At 29.2% G+C, this 21,479-nt stretch carries 24 protein-coding genes; 1 reads left to right on the forward strand and 23 read right to left on the reverse strand.

Annotated features, from left to right (window positions below; genetic code table 11):
- Positions 1–67 precede the first annotated feature (67 nt).
- Entirely contained in the window at positions 68–1,423 is a 1,356-nt protein-coding gene (locus tag Q7K47_07125; protein ID MDP0506977.1) for a DUF1576 domain-containing protein, read from the forward strand.
- Positions 1,424–1,457: 34 nt separating this feature from the next.
- Here the strand turns inward: Q7K47_07125 and tsaD are convergent, their stop codons facing one another.
- The 23 genes from tsaD to rlmB form a co-directional block, all read right to left on the reverse strand.
- A complete protein-coding gene (gene tsaD, locus Q7K47_07130; GenBank protein MDP0506978.1) occupies positions 1,458–2,465 on the reverse strand; it encodes a tRNA (adenosine(37)-N6)-threonylcarbamoyltransferase complex transferase subunit TsaD in 1,008 nt (335 codons plus the stop codon).
- 8 nt (positions 2,466–2,473) lie between these two features.
- On the reverse strand, positions 2,474–3,832 hold the full coding sequence (locus Q7K47_07135; protein MDP0506979.1) for a PFL family protein: 1,359 nt from the start codon (positions 3,830–3,832) through the stop codon (positions 2,474–2,476).
- Positions 3,833–3,849: 17 nt separating this feature from the next.
- Complete coding sequence (locus tag Q7K47_07140; GenBank protein ID MDP0506980.1) at positions 3,850–4,119, reverse strand: ACT domain-containing protein; 270 nt, start codon at positions 4,117–4,119, stop codon at positions 3,850–3,852.
- Between the two features lie 111 nt (positions 4,120–4,230).
- Positions 4,231–4,791, reverse strand: a complete 561-nt coding sequence (frr, locus tag Q7K47_07145; GenBank protein MDP0506981.1) for a ribosome recycling factor — start codon at positions 4,789–4,791, stop codon at positions 4,231–4,233.
- An 18-nt stretch (positions 4,792–4,809) separates the two neighbouring features.
- Positions 4,810–5,520, reverse strand: a complete 711-nt coding sequence (pyrH, locus tag Q7K47_07150; GenBank protein MDP0506982.1) for a UMP kinase — start codon at positions 5,518–5,520, stop codon at positions 4,810–4,812.
- A 69-nt stretch (positions 5,521–5,589) separates the two neighbouring features.
- Positions 5,590–6,477: a translation elongation factor Ts gene (gene tsf / locus Q7K47_07155; GenBank protein MDP0506983.1), complete on the reverse strand. Its 888-nt coding sequence runs from the start codon at positions 6,475–6,477 to the stop codon at positions 5,590–5,592.
- A 23-nt stretch (positions 6,478–6,500) separates the two neighbouring features.
- Complete coding sequence (rpsB, locus tag Q7K47_07160; GenBank protein ID MDP0506984.1) at positions 6,501–7,253, reverse strand: 30S ribosomal protein S2; 753 nt, start codon at positions 7,251–7,253, stop codon at positions 6,501–6,503.
- Between the two features lie 163 nt (positions 7,254–7,416).
- On the reverse strand, positions 7,417–8,199 hold the full coding sequence (locus Q7K47_07165) for a 4Fe-4S binding protein (GenBank protein ID MDP0506985.1): 783 nt from the start codon (positions 8,197–8,199) through the stop codon (positions 7,417–7,419).
- Positions 8,200–8,202: 3 nt separating this feature from the next.
- Entirely contained in the window at positions 8,203–9,408 is a 1,206-nt protein-coding gene (hydF, locus tag Q7K47_07170; GenBank protein MDP0506986.1) for a [FeFe] hydrogenase H-cluster maturation GTPase HydF, read from the reverse strand.
- A gap of 12 nt (positions 9,409–9,420) precedes the next feature.
- On the reverse strand, positions 9,421–11,007 hold the full coding sequence (locus tag Q7K47_07175) for an FAD-dependent monooxygenase (protein ID MDP0506987.1): 1,587 nt from the start codon (positions 11,005–11,007) through the stop codon (positions 9,421–9,423).
- A 94-nt stretch (positions 11,008–11,101) separates the two neighbouring features.
- Positions 11,102–12,436 (reverse strand): butyryl-CoA:acetate CoA-transferase, encoded by a 1,335-nt coding sequence (locus tag Q7K47_07180; GenBank protein ID MDP0506988.1) that lies wholly within the window; start codon positions 12,434–12,436, stop codon positions 11,102–11,104.
- Between the two features lie 166 nt (positions 12,437–12,602).
- On the reverse strand, positions 12,603–12,953 hold the full coding sequence (rplQ, locus tag Q7K47_07185) for a 50S ribosomal protein L17 (protein MDP0506989.1): 351 nt from the start codon (positions 12,951–12,953) through the stop codon (positions 12,603–12,605).
- Between the two features lie 24 nt (positions 12,954–12,977).
- Complete coding sequence (locus Q7K47_07190; GenBank protein MDP0506990.1) at positions 12,978–13,955, reverse strand: DNA-directed RNA polymerase subunit alpha; 978 nt, start codon at positions 13,953–13,955, stop codon at positions 12,978–12,980.
- 26 nt (positions 13,956–13,981) lie between these two features.
- The gene (gene rpsD, locus Q7K47_07195) at positions 13,982–14,569 is read right to left on the reverse strand and encodes a 30S ribosomal protein S4 (protein ID MDP0506991.1); all 588 of its coding nucleotides are present in this window, start codon (positions 14,567–14,569) and stop codon (positions 13,982–13,984) included.
- Between the two features lie 50 nt (positions 14,570–14,619).
- Positions 14,620–15,006, reverse strand: a complete 387-nt coding sequence (gene rpsK, locus Q7K47_07200) for a 30S ribosomal protein S11 (protein MDP0506992.1) — start codon at positions 15,004–15,006, stop codon at positions 14,620–14,622.
- A gap of 46 nt (positions 15,007–15,052) precedes the next feature.
- Entirely contained in the window at positions 15,053–15,409 is a 357-nt protein-coding gene (rpsM, locus tag Q7K47_07205) for a 30S ribosomal protein S13 (protein ID MDP0506993.1), read from the reverse strand.
- Between the two features lie 193 nt (positions 15,410–15,602).
- Positions 15,603–15,716, reverse strand: coding sequence for a 50S ribosomal protein L36 (rpmJ, locus tag Q7K47_07210; GenBank protein MDP0506994.1), 114 nt, complete (start codon positions 15,714–15,716; stop codon positions 15,603–15,605).
- A gap of 29 nt (positions 15,717–15,745) precedes the next feature.
- Positions 15,746–15,964 (reverse strand): translation initiation factor IF-1, encoded by a 219-nt coding sequence (infA, locus tag Q7K47_07215; protein MDP0506995.1) that lies wholly within the window; start codon positions 15,962–15,964, stop codon positions 15,746–15,748.
- Positions 15,965–16,040: 76 nt separating this feature from the next.
- Positions 16,041–16,811: a type I methionyl aminopeptidase gene (gene map / locus Q7K47_07220; GenBank protein ID MDP0506996.1), complete on the reverse strand. Its 771-nt coding sequence runs from the start codon at positions 16,809–16,811 to the stop codon at positions 16,041–16,043.
- A gap of 20 nt (positions 16,812–16,831) precedes the next feature.
- Positions 16,832–17,473, reverse strand: a complete 642-nt coding sequence (locus Q7K47_07225) for an adenylate kinase (protein ID MDP0506997.1) — start codon at positions 17,471–17,473, stop codon at positions 16,832–16,834.
- Between the two features lie 73 nt (positions 17,474–17,546).
- Entirely contained in the window at positions 17,547–20,144 is a 2,598-nt protein-coding gene (gene leuS, locus Q7K47_07230) for a leucine--tRNA ligase (protein MDP0506998.1), read from the reverse strand.
- A 9-nt stretch (positions 20,145–20,153) separates the two neighbouring features.
- The gene (locus tag Q7K47_07235; GenBank protein MDP0506999.1) at positions 20,154–20,738 is read right to left on the reverse strand and encodes a sigma-70 family RNA polymerase sigma factor; all 585 of its coding nucleotides are present in this window, start codon (positions 20,736–20,738) and stop codon (positions 20,154–20,156) included.
- Positions 20,739–20,755: 17 nt separating this feature from the next.
- The gene (rlmB, locus tag Q7K47_07240) at positions 20,756–21,466 is read right to left on the reverse strand and encodes a 23S rRNA (guanosine(2251)-2'-O)-methyltransferase RlmB (GenBank protein MDP0507000.1); all 711 of its coding nucleotides are present in this window, start codon (positions 21,464–21,466) and stop codon (positions 20,756–20,758) included.
- Between the last annotated feature and the right edge of the window lie 13 nt (positions 21,467–21,479).

Genomic DNA, 21,479 nt, shown 5'->3' on the forward strand with positions numbered 1-21,479 from the left:
TAAAATAAGTTATAATCTATTAAATATAACTTATTTTATCACACAATTTATAAAAGGAGGACTATTTTTGGATAATTTAAAAGGAAAAAGAAAATTTTATGCTTATGAACTTTCTATTTTATTAATTCTTATATTTTTTATATCTTTTTTCATCTATACTCGTATTGTTTATGAAGAAAATATTTTAATCGGATTAAAAAAAATTATGGAATCTCAATCTATATTAATAACTGATTTTTTAGTAGTAGGGGGTATCAGTGGAGGATTTTTAAACGCTTTTTTAATTCTTCTTTTAAATTTTTCTATTATTAAAATTTTAAAAATTAAAATTTCTGGAATTGTTCTTGCCTCACTCTTTACTGTTTTTGGATTTTCCTTCTTTGGAAAAAATATTTTAAATATTTTACCGATATATATTGGAGGAATTATATACAGCAAATATGAAGGGATTCCTTTTAGAGATATATTTATACGGGTTTCTTTCGCTACTGCTTTAGCTCCTTTTATTAGTGAAATTGCTTTCAGTACCAATTCTTTTGAATTCTCATATATAAATGGAATCTTATTTGGAACATTTATCGGCTTTATAATTAGTCCTTTAGCTAAAAAAATGAAATCTTTTCACGAAGGATATAATTTATATAATATGGGGTTCACTGCAGGTATATTAGGAACCGTTCTTAATAGTATTTTAAAATCTTACGGTTTTAATGTCGCCTCTAGAAAAATTCTTTCTACAGAATATGATCATACTATAAAATTAATTTGTTGTTTTATTTTTTCTATATTTATAATTGTTGGGTTTTTCGTTAATGATTCTTCTTTTAAAGGTTATAAAGCATTAACTAAAGATAATGGATTAGAATCAGATTTTATTAATAATTATGGCTACGGATTAACTTTTATAAATATGGGAATTATGGGATTTATTTCTCTTCTTTTCCCCATGTTATTTAGAGAACCATTAAATGGTCCTATTCTAGCTGGAATCTTCACTATTGTTGGATTTTCCGCTCATGGAAAAACTTATTTAAATACTATTCCTATTTTAATAGGAGTAGCCTTTGCTGGATTTTCTGGAACTAATTTTAATTCCTTTACTATTGTTCTTTCAGGATTATTTGGAACATCTCTCGCCCCAATATCTGGAGTTTTTGGAATTTTCTGGGGGATTGTTGCTGGTTGGTTACATCTTACTGTTGTTACTACGATAGGATCTATCCATGGAGGTCTAAATTTATATAATAATGGATTTTCTGCTGGAATTGTTGCTGGTTTTATGCTCCCTATATTAAGAACTCTAAATGAAAGAGCTGCAAAAAAAGAATTAGCTTTTTTTAAAAAAAGAAAAGAAATTATTAAATTAATTAATAATAAAAGAGTTAAGCCCAATGAATTTAAAAATATCGAAGACAAACTATAAAAAAAGAATCAGTACAAAAGTACTGATTCTTTTTTTATAGTTTGTCTATTGGCAAGGTTGCTATTCCATTTAATGTTAAGTTTATTTCTTCTTTATATCCATTTTTTATTTTATAATATGCTGCCAACGCTATCATTGCACCGTTATCTGTACATAATTTCATTGAAGGATAATAAACTTTTATCCCTTTCTTTTCTCCTTTTTCTTTCAGTTCTTTCCTTAGCAAAGAATTTGCAGCTACTCCTCCCGCAATTATTATATTTTTTACAGGATATTCTTCACAAGCCTTTAATGTTTTTTTACATAAAATCTCTACAACTTTTTGTTGAAAAGAAGCTGCTAAATCTTCGGGTTTAAAATATTCTTTTTTCATATTCATTTTATTTACATAATTTATGACAGAAGTTTTTATTCCTGAAAAACTAAAGTTATAATCATTTACTTTTGGAGTTGTTATTTTAAGAAAGTTAGGATTCCCTTCATAATACATTTTATCTATAACAGGACCCCCTGGATAACCTATTCCTAATACTCTCGCTACTTTATCATAACTTTCTCCCACTGCGTCGTCTAAAGTTCCTCCTAAATTTTTAAAATTATATTCTTTATCTATATAAATTATATTAGTGTGTCCTCCTGAAACAACTAAGGCAATACAAGGCAACTCAACTTTATTTTCTATGAAATTAGCGTAAATATGACCCCTTATATGATGCACTGGAACTAGTGGAATATTCTTCCCATATGCTAGTCCTTTAGCAAAAGATACTCCTACAAGTAAGGCTCCTATTAATCCTGGAGCATAAGTAACTGCTATATAATCTATCTCATCTAACGTTACATGAGCCTCTTCTAAGCTTTCCTGTAATATAGCTGCAATATTTTTCACATGCTGCCTCGAAGCTATTTCTGGAACAACTCCTCCATATTCTTTATGAATAGCTATTTGAGAAGAAATTTTATTTGATAAAATTTCTTCTCCATTTTTAATTATCGCTATTGATGTTTCATCACAAGATGATTCTATCCCTAATATTAACATTTATCCTCCTAATTTTTAAAACTATGTATTGGAGCCGGCACTCTTCCTCCTCTATCAATAAATTTGTTACAACTAAATTTATTGACTGACATTATAGGAGCATAACCTAATAATCCTCCAAACTCAACATATTCTCCTACTTTTTTACCTATAACAGGTATTAGTCTAACCGCTGTTGTTTTATTGTTTATCATTCCTATCGCAGCTTCATCCGAAATTATTCCAGATATTGTTGCCGCAGAAGTATCTCCTGGAATAGCTATCATATCTAATCCCACAGAACATACACAAGTCATTGCTTCTAATTTTTCTAAAGTTAAAGCTCCTATTTCTGCTGCTTTTATCATTGCATGATCTTCACTAACAGGAATAAATGCTCCACTTAATCCTCCTACATAAGAAGAAGCCATAACTCCCCCTTTTTTCACGTTATCATTTAGCATGGCTAAAGCTGCTGTTGTTCCTGGGGCTCCTGGTTGCTCTAATCCCATTTCCTGAAAAATTTCTCCTATACTATCTCCAACTGCTGGAGTTGGAGCTAATGATAAATCTATTATTCCAAATTTAACTCCCAACCTTTCTGCAGCTTCTTGAGCAACTAATTGCCCAACTCTAGTTATTTTAAATGCTGTCTTTTTTATAACCTCACATAGAGTCTCAAAATCTTTTCCTCTAGCTTCTTCCAAAGCTTTTTTTACAACGCCTGGGCCACTAACTCCGACATTGACTATCGCTTCAGCTTCTCCTAGTCCATGAAAAGCTCCTGCCATAAATGGATTATCTTCTACTGCATTGCAAAATATAACTAATTTTGCACATCCTATACTTTCTTCATTTTTAGTTAGCTCAGCAGTTTCTTTTATTATATATCCCATTTCTTTTATTGCATCCATATTAAGACCATTTCTTGATGTCCCAACATTAATTGAAGAACAAACTCTTTCGGTTACCTTCAATGCTTCTGGAATTGATTTAATTAATATTTTATCTGAATTTGTATAACCTTTTTGCACTAAAGCTGAAAAGCCTCCTATAAAATTAACTCCACATTCTTTTGCCGCTTTATCTAAAGTTTTAGCCACACTAACATAAGAATCTGTATTACAGCCAGCTGCTGCTATCGCTATAGGAGTAACTGAAATTCTTTTATTTACAACCGGAACTCCAAATTGTTTTGCAATGTCATCTCCAATTTCAACCAAATTTTTAGCATACTTTACTATTTTATTATATATCTTTTCATTAAATCTATCAATATTAGAATCTGCACAATCCATTAAACTAATCCCCATAGTTATAGTTCTTACATCAAGATTTTCCTCTGCTATCATCATATTAGTTTCTATTATCTCGCCTCTTGAAATCATTGTTTGCTCCTCCTTTTTTAAATACGGTGCATACAGTTAAATATATCTTCATTTTGTATAGTTATAACAACACCTAATTCATTCCCTATTTGTGTTAATTTATTACTTATTTCCTTCGTTGTTTGTATTTCTTTAGTTATTTCAACTATCATCATCATATTAAAATAACCTTTTACTATTGTCTGAGATATATCTAAAACATTTATCTCTTTTTCCGCCAAATAAGTACATATCTTCGCTATTATCCCAACTTTATCGCTCCCTAAAACAGTAATTATACATTTCATACTATACCTCCTATAATTTTATTCCTCATTATAACACCTTTTGTTTATTTTTCAAATATTAAATTATAAAAACACCATAAGAAATCTTATGGTGTTTTTATAATTTAATATTTATACTGTTGTTATTTCCTTTTCTTTCAATGCTAATAATTTATCTATGTCTTTAATTACTTTATCTGTAATTTTCTGAACTTCATTTTCTGCATCTTTTAACTCATCAGTTGTTAAATCTTCTGATTTTTCTAATCTTCTTAATCCATTATTTGTTTCTTTTCTTATATTTCTTACTGCTATTTTTCCTTCTTCTGCATCTTTTTTAGCTATTTTGACATACTCTTTTCTTCTGTCTGCTGTTAATTCTGGAACCATAAGTCTAATTACTCTTCCATCATTATTTGGTGTTAACCCTAAATTAGCTGTCATTATAGCTTTCTCTATTGATGGAATTACAGATTTATCCCATGGATCTATAACTAATAATCTTGCTTCTGGAGCTGATACAGTTCCAACTTGGTTTAATGGCATATCAGATCCATACTGTGAAACTTTTACTCCATCTAACATTGAAACATTTGCTCTCCCTGCTCTTATTGCAGTAAATTTATTCTTTGTCGCTTCTACTGTTTTTTCCATTTTTTCTTTGCATTCTAATATTAGATTTTCTTTATCCATTATTTATCCTCCTAATTATTATAGTACCACTGTTCCTATCTTTTCTCCTAAAACAACTTTTTCTATATTTCCTTCTTTTAAAGAATCAAATACAATTAAAGGTAATTTATTATCTCTACATAATGAAATTGCTGCTGCATCCATAACTTTTAAATCATTGTTTAAAACCTCTGTATATGTTATTGTGTTATATTTTTTTGCATCTATAAATTTAACTGGATCTTTATCATATATTCCATCGACCTTTGTTGCTTTTATAACTACATCTGCATTTATTTCAATAGCTCTTAATGCTGCTGCTGTATCAGTTGTAAAATATGGATTTCCTGTTCCTGCTCCAAATATTACTACTCTCCCTTTTTCTAAATGTCTTTGAGCTCTTCTTTTAATAAATGGTTCTGCTATTTTAGGCATTTCTATAGCTGTTAAAACTCTTGTTGGAACTCCTAATTTTTCTATAGAATTTTGAAGTGCTAAAGAATTAATTACTGTAGCCAACATTCCCATATGATCTCCAGTTACTCTATCCACTCCTTGTTCTGCTCCTGAAAGTCCTCTAAAAATATTTCCTCCACCTATAACTATTCCAACCTCAACTCCTAGGTCAACTATATCTTTTATTTGCTTAGCATATGACGAAATAACTTCAGATGATATTCCGAAATCTTGATTCCCCATTAATGCTTCTCCACTTAATTTTAGTAATATTCTGTTATACACAGGTTTCATTCTTTCCTCCTATTTTTTTAAAAAAATAGGGATGCTATTGCATCCCTTGTTTTATCTTCTTAAGAAGTCTTATCCATTAATTTGAGCTGCAACTTCAGCTGCGAAGTCTTCTACTTTCTTTTCAATTCCTTCTCCTACTTTATATCTAGTGAAAGATAATACTTTCATGTCTCCTGCAAATTTAGCAACAGTTTCTTTATTTTCTGCTCTTACATATATTTGATCAACTAAACAATTTTCTTCATAGAATTTTCTCATTTTCCCAATTAATATTTTTTCTATAATTTGAGCTGGTTTTCCTTCCATTTCTAATTGTTTTCTAGCAATTTCTTTTTCATGTTCTAACATTTCAGGTGTCACTTCTTCTTCGCATAGATAACCAGGGTTCATTGCTGCTGCGTGCATAGCAATTCCTTTTGCTCTTTCTAATCTTTCTGGAGTTAATTCTGCTGACATTTCAACTATTACTCCTAATTTTCCACCTAAATGATTATAAGTAGTAACAAAACCAGGTGCAATAACCTTTTCCATTCTTCTTATATTCATATTTTCTCCAATTTTAGCAATTAGAGCAACTAATGATTCTTCTATTGTTTTACCATCAGCTAGTTTTTGAGCTTTTAATTCTTCAACAGTTGTTACTTCTGTATTTAAAGCTACTTCAACTAAAAGTTTTCCAAAATCTTTAAATGCATCATTTTTAGAAACAAAATCTGTTTCTGCATTGAACTCAATAACTACTGCTTTTTTATGATCTTCAGTAACTCCATCGAAAATTAATCCTTCTGCCGCTACTCTACCTGATTTTTTAACAGCTTTAGCCATACCTTTTTCTCTTAGTAAGTCTACAGCTTTTTCCATATTTCCTTCTGTTTCTGTAAGTGCTTTTTTACAATCCATCATTCCAGCACCAGTCATTTCTCTTAATTCTTTTACTAATTTAGCTGTAATTTGCATATTATTTTGTCCTCCTTAAAAAATTATTCTGCCGCTCCATTTTCTGCAACTTCTTCAGTTAACTCTTTAGCTTCTGCTGCTTTTTCTTCAGCACCTTGCTTTCCTTCTATTACTGCATTAGCCATTAATGTAGTCATTAATTTTACTGATCTTATAGCATCATCATTTGAAGGGATTGGATAATTAATTAAATCTGGATCTACGTTAGTGTCTATCATAGCTATTACTGGAATTCCTAGGTGACTAGCCTCTTCTACTGCTAAAGCTTCTTTTTTAACATCAACAACAAATAATGCTTTTGGTAATCCTGGCATATCTTGAATTCCTGATAAGTTTTTAGATAGTTTATCTAATTCTTTTCTTAATTTAGAAGCCTCTTTTTTAGTATAAGAATTGTCTAAAACACCTTCTTCTTCCATTTTTGTTAATTCTTTAAGTCTTGCTATTCTTCCTTTGATAGTTCCAAAGTTAGTTAACATTCCTCCTAACCATCTATTATTTACATAATACATTCCAGCTCTTTCAGATTGTTCTTTAATTGTATCTTGAGCTTGTTTTTTTGTTCCAACAAATAAAACATGTCCTCCATCAGCTGCAATATCTCTTACTACTGAGTAAGCAACCTCTATCTTTTTTAAAGATTTATGTAAATCTATTACATGTATCCCATTTCTTTCTGTAAAAATATACTTTTTCATTTTTGGATTCCATCTTTTTGCTTGATGTCCAAAATGAACTCCTGATTCTAACAATTGTTTCATTGTAACTACTGCCATTTTTATTCCTCCTAATTTTTTGGTTAATCTTCCGCTAATCTTAAAAACTAAACAACTCAAAAGAGCACCATGCTTAGAAATAATTAACGTGCTTTTTATAGCATTTTATTCTATCATTTATCATTTATATTGTCAACCTTAAGCTTTGATTTTCTTACTCTTTTTATAAAAAAATCTCAATTTTTCTTTCTTCATTACATTTAGTTTCTAGAAAATTTATTGCCTTTTCTAAAGGAGCTCCTTTAAACTCTCTTCCATTAAAATTACATACTTTTATACAAGCACAACATTGAATACATTTCTTTGAATCAACTTCCCCTATATTTATTTTTGAAATAGCTTCAGTAGGACAAACGCTAGCACAAGTATTGCATCCCTTACAATTTTCATTAGGTAAAGGAGCTATATTCTTTTTCTGTCCATCTTTCTTATATGGTTTATTTCCTGGAACGTTTATATTATCTAGTTCACTAATTTTTTTTATTTTTTCTATAATTTTTCCACCAAATTTATAAGCTTTTTCAGTATCTTGTTTATTAGGACGTCCTGTAGCTACTTTTTTAGTATAAGAATGCTCTCCTAAAAAAGCTCCTGCTGCAATAACTTTAAATCCATTTCTAATAAAAATATCTTTTAACTCTATTAAAGTATCATCATAATGTCTATTTCCATATACCGCTACTAAAACAATTGGGGTGTTACTTCCTTTTATCCTATTTAGTGTTTCTCTTATTACTTTAGGAGTTCTTCCCCCATAAACTGGTACCCCTATAATAACTAAATCTTGCTTCAAAAATTCATATTCTTTTATATTCCTATTTATAAATGTTAAATCATTATCTTCAATCTCTAATTTTGTTCCTAGAGCAATATTTTGAACAATTGTTTTTGTTGTATGTGTCGGACTAAAATAAAAAACATTTATCTTTTTTAATTCTTCGAGCATTCTTTAATCATCTCCATTATTTGTTTTTATTGAATTTATTGATTTTTCTAAAATTCCAGATAAATAAGCTAAAACTATTCCATAATTAGTTATTTCAACTCCTTCTTTTATACATTCCTCTATTCTTATTTCCATATTTTTTTTAGTGATCATACACGCTCCGCAATGAATAACTAAATCATATTTTTTTAAATCTCTAGGAAAATCTTTTCCTGTCAAAAACTTAAAGCTAAAATTTTTCCCCGTTTTTTTTTCTAACAATGCGGGGATTTTAAATCTCCCTATATCTTCATGAGAAGTATTATGAGTACAATTTTCTGAAATTAAAATGTTAGCTCCTTCTTTTAAGTGCTTAATTTTTTCTATCCCTGAAATTAATCTTTCTAAATCTCCTTTTTGCTTTGCAAAAAGTATTGAAAAACTAGTTAAAGGAAACTTATTTTTCACTATTTTATCTACTTTATTAAAAATTTGAGAATCAGTTACAACTAAAGAAATTTTTTCTGTTTCATTTATTACTTCTTCTAATTCTGTTTCTCTACAAACTATACTTTTTATTCCTTTGTCTAGAGCAGCTCTTAATAATTGAACTTGAGGTAAAATTAATCTCCCTTTTGGAGCTTCTGAATCTATGGGTATCACCATAATTATAGTATCATCATAATTTAAAATTCCATCTAATAAACCTGGTTCTTCCTCTAATATATTTAAATTTTTTAATAATAACTCTTTAAATCTCAAAATAGAATTTCTATCTCTTGTATTTATAAAAATACAATCCTTTAATGCATTTTTTATTTCTAATTTTTCAACTTCTTTCAATTTTTCTTCTTTTGTCACTACATTTATATATGGTATTGAATATTTTTTTAACATTAAAATATTTTCTTTATATTCTTCTTTATTAAAATCATTTCCATCAACCACATAAATAATAAAATCTGAACTTCTAATTTCTTGAATTGTTTTCTCTATTCTGAATTTTCCTAATTCAGAATCATCATTAAATCCAGCTGTATCTGTAAATAATACTGGACCAAATGGTAAAAATTCCATTGCTTTTTTTACAGAATCTGTTGTTGTTCCTTTTATATTTGAAACTATTGATATTTCTTGTTCTGTAATTGCATTTAATAAAGATGATTTTCCAGCATTAGTCGATCCTATTATAGTTATTTTAAATCTATTTGAATTTGGAGTAGTTTGCATTTTTCCTCCCTTTTAATCTTGATAATTTTCTAAAAATGATAATTCTACTATTCTTAGTCCATCTACAGCTGCGCTCATTATTCCTCCTGCGTATCCTGCCCCTTCTCCGATAGGATATAATCCTTTTATATTAATTGACTCCCCTTTTTTATCTCTTAATATCCTTACAGGAGAAGAAGTTCTTGTCTCTGGAGCAATTAAATTTGCTTTTTTAGAAACGAAAATCTTATTTTGTTTTCCCCAATACTCTAAAGCTTTCTTCAAATTTCTTGCAATTACTTCTGGGAATAATTGATTTAAATCATAAGAAACTTTTTTCATTTGATAGCTAGTTTCTATTTTGTCTTTTGTTTTTTTTCCAGCTAAAAAATCTGGAACACTTTGGTATAAAGCACCATAATTTTTAACTAATTCATAAGTCTTTTTTTCTAAATCTTCTTGGAATTTCATCCCTGAAAATAAGTCTGTCCCAAATTCATTTTCTTTAATCCCTACTACAACTGCTGAATTTGAAAATTTTCCATTTCTTTGTGAATAACTCATCCCATTTACTAAGGTCCCTCCAAATTCAGAAGCTGCATTAACTATCACTCCTCCAGGACACATACAAAAAGAAAAAACTCCTCTTTCTTCCTCTTTATTGTGATAAGTAAAGTTATAAGTTGCTGCTCCCAACTTTTCATCCCCTGCAAATTTCCCAAACTGCATTTCATCTATATCTTTTCTTAAATGTTCTATCCTTGCTCCAACTGCAAAAGCTTTATTTTCCATCGCAACTTTATGACTATTTAACATTTTATAAGTATCCCTAGATGAATGACCTATGCCTAAAATAATTCTATCTAATTGTAGATTTTCTATTTTATTTTGATTATTTTTTATTATTGCTCCCTTTATTTTCTGATTTTCGACTATAATATCTAATAAATCATTTTTAAAATAAAATTCTCCTCCTAAAGAAATTATCTTCTTTCTTAAATTTTTAATTACAATTTTTAATTTATCAGTTCCTATATGAGGTTTATTCTCCCATAATATCTCTGGTTGAGCTCCATTATTAACAAATTCTAAAAAAACTTTGTCTATATATGGGCTTTTTATTCTAGTGTTAAGTTTTCCATCTGAATATGTTCCTGCTCCTCCTTCTCCAAACTGAATATTAGAATCTTTATTTAATATTCCCTTTGTTATAAATTCTTGAATTGTTTTATCTCTAGCATCTATATCCTCACCTTTATCTATAATTATAGGTTTATAACCATATTCTACTAATTTTAGAGCTGCAAACAATCCTGAAGGTCCAGCTCCAACAACTAAAACTTTTAATTCCTGATTTATTGCTCTCTTTTTTCCTGCTGGTTTTTCTTTTACAATAGTTAAATTTTTTATTTGGCTTATCTCTGAATTATCATCTAATTCAGCTTGTATATTATAAACAAATTTTATATTACTTTTTTTTCTTGCATCAATTGATTTTTTTATTATTTTAAATTTCTTTAAATTTTTCTTTTTTATTCCACTTTTTATTAATTCTTTTTCTATTTCTAATTCTTGATTTTTTTTAAAAAAAATCTTTATATTATTTACATTAACTTTCAATAAATCACCTCAGAAAAATTATACCATATTCTTTATTGAATTTCTTAAAAAAAAGGCGTAGAAAACAAAAGTTTTCAACGCCTTTTAATAATTTTTATTTTTTTCTCCAAATATTCATTTTTTTAGCTGCTTCTATTAATTCTTCTCTAAAGTCTGGATGAGCTATACTAATTAATGCTTCTGCTCTTTCCCAAACAGTTTTCCCCTTAAGATTAACTTTACCATATTCAGTTACTACATATTGAACATTATCTCTTGTGTCTGTTACTATAGTTCCATTTTCTAAAGTTGGTTTAATTCTTGAATATAATTTTCCTTCTCTATCTTTATATGTTGAAGATAGGCAAATTATTGTTTTTCCTCCCTTAGATAAATAAGCTCCTAAAACAAAATCAAGTTGCCCTCCAGCTCCACTTATATGTTTTGTTCCTGAACTCTCAGAATTTACTTGCCCGAATAAATCTATATCCACTGCATTATTTATTGAAATAAAATTATCCATTTGAGCTATTACTCTTGCATCATTAACATAATCAACAGATGAAGTCATTATTTCTGGATTTTTATCTAAGTAATCATACATTTCTTTACCACCTGCAGCAAATGTAAATACTTGTCTATATCTATTAATTTCTTTATTTGCTCCTGTTATTTTCCCTGCCTTTGCCATTTCAACAAAAGAATCAACATACATTTCTGAATGAACACTTAAATCTTTTAAGTCAGATTTTGCTATTAAACTTCCTACTGCTGTTGGCATTGCTCCTATTCCTAACTGTATACAACATCCATCAGATAATTCTTCAACAATCTGCTCTGCTACTTTTACATCTACTTCTGAAGGAGTTGGTGAAGGTAAAATTGGAATATCTGTATTTTCTGTTTCAACAATCATGTCTACTTCTGAAATATGAATTATATTTTCAGTCCCACCAAAGCATACTGGCATTTTTTCATTTACTTCAAGTATAACTGTTTTTGCCATTTCACAAACAGCTTTCATGTGAGAAGCACTTAATCCAAAATTAAAATATCCAAACTCATCCATTGGAGAAACTTGTAATATAGCAATATCTACTTTTGCTCCTCCATCTCTATAATATCTTGGTAATTCAGAGTATCTTATTGGCCCATGAAATCCAAATCCTCTTTTTATAGCTTTTCTCTCTATTCCTGTTGTGTGCCAAGAATTCCATGTAAAATGTTCTCCTGGATTATCAATCTTAAAAATTTCTGGTTCTCTTAAAAGAATTCCTCCCCTTAATACAACATCTTTTAATTCTGGCATTCTTTTAGCTAAAGCTTTATCTACTTCTACAGAAGTACAAGTACACCATCCATAATCAACATATGATCCTGATTGTACAGTTGCCGCTGCTTTTTCAGCTGAAACTAACTTACTTTTATAATCTTGTTCTAATTTTGTCATTAAATTCACCCCTTAAAAAATATTATTATTTCCGTAATCATTTAATACTTTCAAAAATAAAATCAATCAATTGATTTTACTACATTTATCATATTGTTTCAAGCTTTTTTAACTTTTAACTAAAAAAAAAGGAACTTAAAAAAAGTTCCTTTTTTATATTTTATTTTTAAACTAAAGCTATTATAGCTAGTTCTGCAGAGTCTCCTCTTCTTACAGAAGTTTTTATTATTCTTGTATAACCACCATTTCTTTCTGCATATCTTGGTGCTAAATCATTGAATAATTTTGCTACTGCTTCTTCATCTCTTAAGAATGCAAAAGCTCTTCTTCTGTCTGCTAAAGTTCCTTTTTTACCTAAAGTAACCATTCTATCTAAGAATTTTCTAAGTTCTTTAGCTCTAGTAACTGTAGTTTCTAGTTTTTCTTCTCTTACTAATGAGATAGTTAAGTTCTTAAGCATTGCTTTTCTGTGATCTGCTCTTCTTCCTAACTTTCTATATGATTTATTATGATTCATTAGTTAGCTTCCTCCTTATAAATATTATTCAGAATACTCATTCTGATTAAGGTCAAATCCTAATTCTTTCATTTTTTCAAGAATTTCATCAAGAGATTTTCTTCCAAGATTTTTTATTTTTAGAAGATCTGCCATACTTAGCTTAGCTAACTGTCCAACTTCTTCTATTCCTGCTTTTTTCAAACAATTAAAAGATCTAACTGTTAAGTCAAGTTCTTCTATTTTAGTATCAAGCATATTATTATCTTTTTCTGAATTTTCCTCTTCTTCTTCTTCTTCTTCTATATCTTCTCTTAAATATTCTAATCTATTTCCTAAATCTAAGAATGGATTTAAATATAATTTTAAAAGTTCTACTGAATAAGATACTGCATCTCTCATAGAAACACTGCCATCAGTTTCTATGTTAAGAATTAGTTTATCAAAATCTGTCATTCTACCAACCATAGTAGCTTCTATAGCATAAGAAACTTTTCTGATTGGAGTATATATCGCATCTACTGCTATATAATCTACAGGCCAATTTTTTCTATCTATTTCTTCTGAAACAACAAATCCTTCTCCAACATCAACTAAAAATTCCATATCTATTTCTCTCTCAGTTGTTATTGTACAAATAACTTGTTCAGGGTTTACTATTTCTAAACCGATATCTGGTATTATATCAGCAGCGGTAACTATTTTAGGTCCTTTAACAGATAGAGTCATTTTTCTCTCTCCAACTGATTCAGTTTTAACTACAATTTCTTTAATATTAAGTATAATGTCAGAAACAGGTTCTTTCACTCCCTCAACAACTGAAAATTCGCTTAAAACTCCATCAATTCTGACACCTTTTATAGCCGCACCAGGTATAGAAGAAAGCAGAACTCTTCTTAAAGCATTACCAATCGTATTTCCATACCCTCTATATAAAGGCTCGATAATATATTGTCCTTTAAACTCATTCTCTTTAACTTCTTTTATTTGTATACCTCTAGCATGTTTTTCAATTTTTAACATTTGATCAACTCCTATTAAAAGGCTTATTATCTTGAATATAATTCAACTATTAGAGACTCATCGATATCAAAATCTAAATCTTCTTTAGTTGGAACTTGAAGAACTTTTCCTGCAAATGCAGCTTTATCAAGCTCTAACCAAGCTGGAACAGCTACTGCTTCAACAGCTTCTTTAACTAGATCTAAGTTCTTAGAATTCTCTATTACAGAAACAACATCTCCAACTTTAACTCTATAAGATGCTATATTTACTTTTCTTCCATTAACTGCAATATGTCCATGTGAAACTATTTGTCTAGCTTGTCTTCTAGTTTTTGCAAAACCTAATCTATAAACAACATTTTCTAATCTTCTTTCAAGAAACTGAATTAATACTAAACCAGTTACCCCGTCTTTTCTTGTTGCTTCTTCATAAAGTTTTCTAAATTGTTTTTCCATTACATTGTATATGAATCTTGCTTTTTGTTTTTCTCTTAATTGTATTGCATACTCTGTAGGTTTTCTATTTGCGTTTGGTCTGAATCCTCTTTTTGAAGTTTTATTAACTCCTAAAACTATAGGCTCAATTCCAAGTGCTCTACATTTTTTTAATATAGGCTGTCTATTCCTTGCCATCTCTCAAATATTCCTCCTTCGTTTAAATTGTCATCTAAATTATGACTAGGTTACATTCTTCTTCTTTTTGGTGGTCTGCATCCATTATGTGGAACTGGTGTTACGTCTGTAATTTTAGTAACTTCTAATCCAGTTGCTTGTAATGATCTTACACAAGCTTCTCTTCCAGAACCAGGTCCTTTTACTTTAACTTCAACTTTTTTCATTCCATTGTCCATTGCTACTTGAGCTGCTTGTTCTGCTGCTATTTGAGCTGCAAATGGAGTTCCCTTCTTAGTTCCTTTGAACCCTGAAGTTCCACCTGATTTCCAACTAACTACTCTTCCTTCTGGATCAGTAATAGCGATAATTGTATTATTGAATGTTGAATGTATATGAGCTACTCCGCTAGGAATACTTTTTAATTTCTTTTTAACTTTAGCTACTTTTTTAGCCAATTTAGCTCCCTCCTTACTTTCTAATTCTAAATTTTGATAAATTTAATTATCTTTTAACCATTTTCTTAGGACCTTTTACTGTTCTTGCATTAGTTTTTGATTTTTGTCCTCTTACTGGTAAGTGCATTTTGTGTCTTAATCCTCTGTAACATCTAATGTCTAAAAGTCTCTTAACTGCTAATCTAACTTCTTTTCTTAAATCCCCTTCAACTCTTAATCCATCGATGATTCCTCTAATTTTGTTTAATTCTTCTTCAGTTAAATCTTTTACTCTTGTGTCAAAATCAACGCCTGCTTGAGTTAAAACATTTTGAGAAGTTTTTCTTCCAATCCCGTAAATATAAGTTAGTGAGATTTCAACTCTCTTATTTCTAGGAATATCTACTCCTGCTATTCTAGCCAATTTGGTTCCTCCTATTCACAAAAATTTATATATTGCTAACTTCTGTGGTTAGCTAACACTTTCTTCGACATGCCTTATTTTAATAAGCACAAGCTCTACAGCTTAACATGTCTTTACAGTACTTCCAATGTCAGTACTACATTTGTTCCTCTTAGTAAAATACTTTTTAGCTTAGTAAAATTCAAAGTTTTAACTACCCTTGAACTTGTTTATGCTTAGGGTTTTCACATATAACTCTTATTTTACCATGTCTTCTAATTACTTTACATTTGTCACAAATAGGTTTAATTGATGTTCTTACTTTCATCTCTACCTCCTCTTTCGTGATTAAAAAAACTATTTTTTTCTATAAACTATTCTTCCTCTTGATAAATCATAAGGTGAAATTTGAACAGTTACTGTATCTCCAGGTAAAATTTTAATGTAATTCATTCTCATTTTTCCTGATATGTGACCTAGTATTGTGTGTCCATTTTCTAACTTAACTTGAAACATCGCATTTGGAAGGGTTTCTAAAATAGTTCCTTCTAATTCGATAACATCTTTCTTTGACATATTTCCTCCTATCGAACAGAAATTCATATTATCATAACATATCTAATAAAAAAAGTCCATATAATTTTCTTTTTTTTTAGTCTAATTTACTTAACACCAATGGTTTTCCATCAACAATTGCTATTGAATGTTCAAAATGTGCTGATCTCTTCCCGTCTTTTGTTACTACTGTCCATCCATCATCCAACATCTTAATTTTGTAACTACCCTCATTAACCATTGGTTCAACAGCTAATACCATTCCATTTTCTATTTTTAATCCTCTTCCTTTTCTTCCATAATTTGGAACACAAGGATCTTCATGCATAGCTTTCCCAACTCCATGGCCGGCATAATCTCTTACTACTGTAAACCCTTGAGATTCAACATATCTTTGAATAGCATGACCTATATCTCCTAGTCTGTTACCAACTACTGCTGCTGCTATTCCTATTTCTCTAGATTTTTTAGTCACTTCCAATAATCTTTTTGCTTCTTCATCTATTTGACCAACAGGATATGTTATTGCTGCATCTCCATAATAACCGTCTAATATAGTTACAGTATCTATACTTACAATATCGCCCTCTTTTAACACTATATTTTCACTAGGAATTCCATGTACAACTCCTTCATTTACAGAAATACATGCTCCTGCAGGAAACGGATCATATATTCCAGGAACTCCTATTGTTCCTGGAATAGCCCCTTGAGACACTATATAATCTTCAATTATTTTATTTAATTCTTTTGTTGATATTCCTGGCTTTATATATTCAGGTAATATATTTTGATAAAGTCTAGCTATTATCTGATTTGCTTCTTTTATTTTTTTTATTTCATCTATAGTTTTTATAATAACTGCCATTTTCAGTCCTTCCTTAATAACTATCCTAAAATTTTAAATATATCTTGTGTTATTTCTTTTATGTCTTTAGTTCCGTCAATTTCTTCCATAATTCCTCTTTCTTTATAGAAATCAAATAAAGGAGCTGTTTGTGCATGATATTCTGATAGTCTTTTTTCTACTGTTTCTGCATTATCATCTTTTCTTTGTACTAAAGTTTTCCCACAGAAATCACAAATTCCTTCTTTTTTAGATGGGTTAAATTTAACATGAAAGGATCCTCCACACGATTTACATACTCTTCTTCCTATAACTCTTCCTACTATTAATTCATCTGGAACATTTAAAGATATAACTTTATCTAAAGAAATTTTCATTTCTTTCATTAATTTTTCTAAAGCTTCTGCTTGAGCTAATGTTCTAGGAAAACCATCTAAAATAAATCCTTTTTTACAATCTTCCATTAATAATCTATCTTTTATTATTCCTACTATAATTTCATCCGAAACTAATTTTCCTGATTCCATACAAGCTTTAGCCTCAAGTCCCATCGGTGTTCCTGCGCTAACAGCTGCTCTAAGCATATCTCCTGTTGAAATTTGAGGAATCCCATATTTTTCTATAATATATTTTGCTTGTGTTCCTTTTCCCGCTCCGGGAGCTCCAAATAACATAATGTTCATTCTATCATCTCCTAAATATTTTTTTCAACGTTTTTATTATACTATTTCACCTAAAAAAAATATACCTTTTTTTCTATTTAACTACTATGTTAATTATTTTTTTAGGTATTACAATTACTTTAACAACTTGTTTATCTGTAATATGCTTTCTCACATTTTCTACTTCAAAAGCTTTCCCCTCTATTTCTTCCTTTGTGGCATTTAAATCAACTATTATTGATCCTCTCATTTTCCCATTAACTTGAATCGCTATTGTCGCTTCATCAGAAATTGTTAATTTTTCATCATATTCTGGCCATGTAATATCAAATAAGTTTTCTTCTGCTCCAATCTCTTCCCATAATTCTGATGTAAAATGAGGAGTAAAAGGCGAAAGCATTATAACTATATCTCTTATTGTTTCTCCAAATATTTTTTTAGATTCACTTGTTTCTTTTTCTGTTCCAAGCACGTTAGCTCTATATGAATAAACTTCATTTACAAGTTCCATAGTTCCTGCAATAGCTGTATTAAAATGATAATTATCTTCTATAGAGTCTGTTATTCTTTTTATAGTTTGATGTAATTTTCTCACTAATGCCTTATCTTCTCTTGAAGCTTTAGAATAATCTGCTTTTTCTTCTGAAATATAAGATTTATTTTCAACAATTATTCTCCAAACTCTATTTAAAAATCTAGATGCTCCAGAAAGTCCATTCTCATTCCATTCTAATTCTCTTTCTGGAGGAGCTGTAAACATAATAAATAATCTAACTGCATCAGCTCCATATTTTGACATTATTTCTTCAGGATCAACACCATTATTTTTAGACTTTGACATTTTTTCCATTTTTACTAAAAGTTCTTCGCCTGTTTTTTTAGAATAAGCTTTTTCCCCTTTTAAATCTACTTCATCTAAAAACATAAATTTATTTTCTTTTTCTGAAAAATAAGAATTAGAAAGCACCATTCCTTGAGTTAAAAGTCTTTTAAAAGGTTCATCTGAAGAAACTAAGTTGATATCTCTTAAAGCTTTATGGAAAAATCTTGCATATAATAAATGCATAACAGCATGTTCTACTCCACCTATATATTGGCTTACTGGAAACCACTTATCTACAATTTCTTTACTAAATGGAGCTGCATCATTTTTAGGGTCACAATATCTTAAAAAATACCATGAAGAATCTACAAAGGTATCCATTGTATCTGTTTCTCTTCTTGCTGGTCCTCCACATATAGGGCATATTGCATTTTTATACTCTTCTGAAGTTTCTATAGGGTTTCCATTTCCTGTAAACTCAATATCTTCAGGTAATTTAACTGGTAAATTCTCATCTTTTTCCATAACCATTCCACATTTCTCACAATACAACGCTGGAATTGGAGTTCCCCAATATCTTTGCCTTGAAATTCCCCAATCTTTTAATCTATATTTTACTGTCTTTTCTCCCCAGCCATTTTCTTCAACATAATCAGCTATTATTCCTATTGCTTTTTTAGAATTTATACCGTTAAATTCCCCAGAATTAACTAACTGTCCAACTTCTGTAAATGCTTCCGTCATTTCATTTATATCTATAATTTCTTCTTGTCCCTTAGGATTAATTACAATTTTCATCGGCAAATCATATTTTTTAGCAAATGCAAAATCTCTTTCATCATGAGAAGGTACCGCCATAACTGCACCTGTTCCATAATTCATTAATACATAATCAGCTATCCACAAAGGAACTTTTTCTCCATTCACAGGATTTATAACATGCCAACCTGTAGCCACCCCCGTTTTTTCTTTCCCTTCTGCTGTTCTTTCTATTATATCAGTATTCTTCATTGCTTCTATCTTACTTTTTAAAGCATTATTATTTTCTATTATTTTGTCAACAATAGGATGCTCTGGAGCCACTACTGCATAAGTTACTCCATATATAGTATCTATTCTTGTTGTAAACATTGGTAATTTTTCTCCTGTTTCTTGAACAGTGAATACTATTTCTGTTCCATAAGATTTTCCAATCCAGTTTTTTTGCATTGCTAAAACTTTATCTGGCCATCCACCTTTAAGTTCTTTATGTCCATCTAATAATTCATCTGCATAATCTGTTATCTTAAAAAACCATTGTTCTAATTCTTTTTGAATAACTTGAGTTTTAGAATGTCTCCAACATTTCCCATCCTCAACTTGTTCGTTAGCTAAAACTGTTTGACAATCAGGACACCAATTAACTGTAGATTTCTTTTTATAAATTAAACCTTTCTCATAGAATTTTTTAAATATCCATTGATTCCATTTATAATATTCTGGAGTATAACTTGCTATTTCTCTATCCCAATCATATGATAATCCCATTAATTTTAATTGTCTTTTCATATTTTTTATATTTGATTTTGTCCAAATAGCTGGATGTGCTCCATTTTGAATAGCTGCATTTTCTGCCGGAAGTCCAAATGAGTCCCATCCCATAGGTTGGAGAACATTATATCCCTTCATCCTTTTATATCTTGAAATAACATCTCCTATAGTGTAATTTCTTGCATGCCCTACATGTAATTTCCCAGAAGGATAAGGTAGCATAACTAGAACATAATAATTTTCCTTATTTTCAACTGTGTTTTCAGTTTTAAAGAGATTATTTTGGTTCCATTTTTCTTGCCATTTTTCTTCAACTTCTTTAAAATTGTACTCTTTCATTTCTTCCTCCTATATATTATTTAAACTTTTCAACCATTTTTTTACTTTTAATTTTATACGTTGATAAGTATTGTCTATTGTTTTATTTGATTTCTTTAAAATCTGTGCAATTTCTCCATAAGAATAACCTTTTATTAAATATCTCAGTACTTTTTTTTCTAATTCACTAAAATGTTTTTCAGAATAAGTCTTAAACTCTTGCATTAGCTCTTTATAAATAAATATTTCTTCTGCATTTGGAGCCTTTTCTTTAAATATTTTTTCTTTTATTTTTTCATCTTCGGTAACATACATAACATTTAAAACTTGATTTTTTTTAGAATTTGAATTTTTTAATGCTGAAATTATTTGTCTTCTCATACACATAATCACAAAGGTTTTAAAAGATACCTCTTTACTAAAATCAAAACTCTTAATCCCTTTTAGCAAACCTATCATTCCTTCTTGAATTAAATCTTCTCTTTCTCCATCTATCAAATAATAATCTTTCGTATTCATATATATATATTTTTCATATTTTTTTAATAATATTTCAAAACTTTCATTATCTCCTGATTTAGCTTTTATTAAAGCTTCAACTTCAAATGAATCCATGATACCTCCTATTATCTTTAGTAAACAAATTTAGCTATTTCTGATAATAATATTCCCCCCGCAACTGAAACATTCAATGAATTTATTTTGCCATGCATTGGTATTTTTATTAAAATATCACAATTTTCTTTAACTTTTTTTCTTATTCCAAATCCTTCACTTCCTAAAATTAATATTGTTTTTTCTGGATATTTTTCTTGATTATAGTCTATAGTTCCGCTTCCTTCTGCTCCATATACCCAATAACCTATTTTTTTAAACTTTTCTAAAGCTTGAGATATATTTACAACTTTAATAATATCAACATACTCTATCGCCCCAGTTGAAGTTTTTACAACAGTTTCATTTATTTTCACAGAATTTCTTTCTGGAATTATTATTCCTGAAACACCAAATATTTCAGCGCTTCTTATTATTGCTCCAAAATTTCTAGGATCTTGAACTCCATCTAAAACTAATATTATATCCTTTTTTTTAGAAGCTATTTTCTCTATAAATTCTCCTAATTCCTTATAATAATCATAGGATGAAATATAAGCAACCACTCCTTGAGAATTGTCTACTTTTTTCTTTATATATTGAATCCTTATATTTCTTTTAGACGCTTTCATTTTTATTAGCTTAACTTTTTCTTCTTTTAATCCTTGAAATATCTCAATTTTTTCTATATTTTTTTCTTTATTTTCCAAAACTTCCATCACTGGGTTTAAACCTATTATCTTTTCCATATTTCTCCTTTAA

The organism is Fusobacterium sp. JB019 (assembly GCA_030673965.1).
Taxonomy (GTDB): domain Bacteria; phylum Fusobacteriota; class Fusobacteriia; order Fusobacteriales; family Fusobacteriaceae; genus Fusobacterium_B.

Coding starts and splice junctions, on each gene's coding strand:
- rpsB (MDP0506984.1), bottom strand. CDS start 7,253: ATGGCAGTAGTTACAATGAAACAATTGTTAGAATCAGGAGTTCATTTT.
- Q7K47_07135 (MDP0506979.1), bottom strand. CDS start 3,832: ATGATTTCAAGAGGCGAGATAATAGAAACTAATATGATGATAGCAGAG.
- Q7K47_07225 (MDP0506997.1), bottom strand. CDS start 17,473: ATGAACATTATGTTATTTGGAGCTCCCGGAGCGGGAAAAGGAACACAA.
- rplQ (MDP0506989.1), bottom strand. CDS start 12,953: ATGAATCATAATAAATCATATAGAAAGTTAGGAAGAAGAGCAGATCAC.
- leuS (MDP0506998.1), bottom strand. CDS start 20,144: ATGAAAGAGTACAATTTTAAAGAAGTTGAAGAAAAATGGCAAGAAAAA.
- Q7K47_07235 (MDP0506999.1), bottom strand. CDS start 20,738: ATGGATTCATTTGAAGTTGAAGCTTTAATAAAAGCTAAATCAGGAGAT.
- Q7K47_07180 (MDP0506988.1), bottom strand. CDS start 12,436: ATGACAAAATTAGAACAAGATTATAAAAGTAAGTTAGTTTCAGCTGAA.
- Q7K47_07190 (MDP0506990.1), bottom strand. CDS start 13,955: ATGTTAAAAATTGAAAAACATGCTAGAGGTATACAAATAAAAGAAGTT.
- tsf (MDP0506983.1), bottom strand. CDS start 6,477: ATGCAAATTACAGCTAAATTAGTAAAAGAATTAAGAGAAATGACTGGT.
- rlmB (MDP0507000.1), bottom strand. CDS start 21,466: ATGGAAAAGATAATAGGTTTAAACCCAGTGATGGAAGTTTTGGAAAAT.
- hydF (MDP0506986.1), bottom strand. CDS start 9,408: ATGCAAACTACTCCAAATTCAAATAGATTTAAAATAACTATAATAGGA.
- frr (MDP0506981.1), bottom strand. CDS start 4,791: ATGGATAAAGAAAATCTAATATTAGAATGCAAAGAAAAAATGGAAAAA.
- Q7K47_07165 (MDP0506985.1), bottom strand. CDS start 8,199: ATGCTCGAAGAATTAAAAAAGATAAATGTTTTTTATTTTAGTCCGACA.
- pyrH (MDP0506982.1), bottom strand. CDS start 5,520: ATGAAACCTGTGTATAACAGAATATTACTAAAATTAAGTGGAGAAGCA.
- rpsD (MDP0506991.1), bottom strand. CDS start 14,569: ATGGCAAGGAATAGACAGCCTATATTAAAAAAATGTAGAGCACTTGGA.
- Q7K47_07140 (MDP0506980.1), bottom strand. CDS start 4,119: ATGAAATGTATAATTACTGTTTTAGGGAGCGATAAAGTTGGGATAATA.
- map (MDP0506996.1), bottom strand. CDS start 16,811: ATGGCAGTTATTATAAAAACTATAGATGAAATAAAAAAAATAAAAGAA.
- infA (MDP0506995.1), bottom strand. CDS start 15,964: ATGTCAAAGAAAGATGTTATCGAATTAGAAGGAACTATTTTAGAAACC.
- tsaD (MDP0506978.1), bottom strand. CDS start 2,465: ATGTTAATATTAGGGATAGAATCATCTTGTGATGAAACATCAATAGCG.
- rpmJ (MDP0506994.1), bottom strand. CDS start 15,716: ATGAAAGTAAGAACATCAATTAAACCTATTTGTGACAAATGTAAAGTA.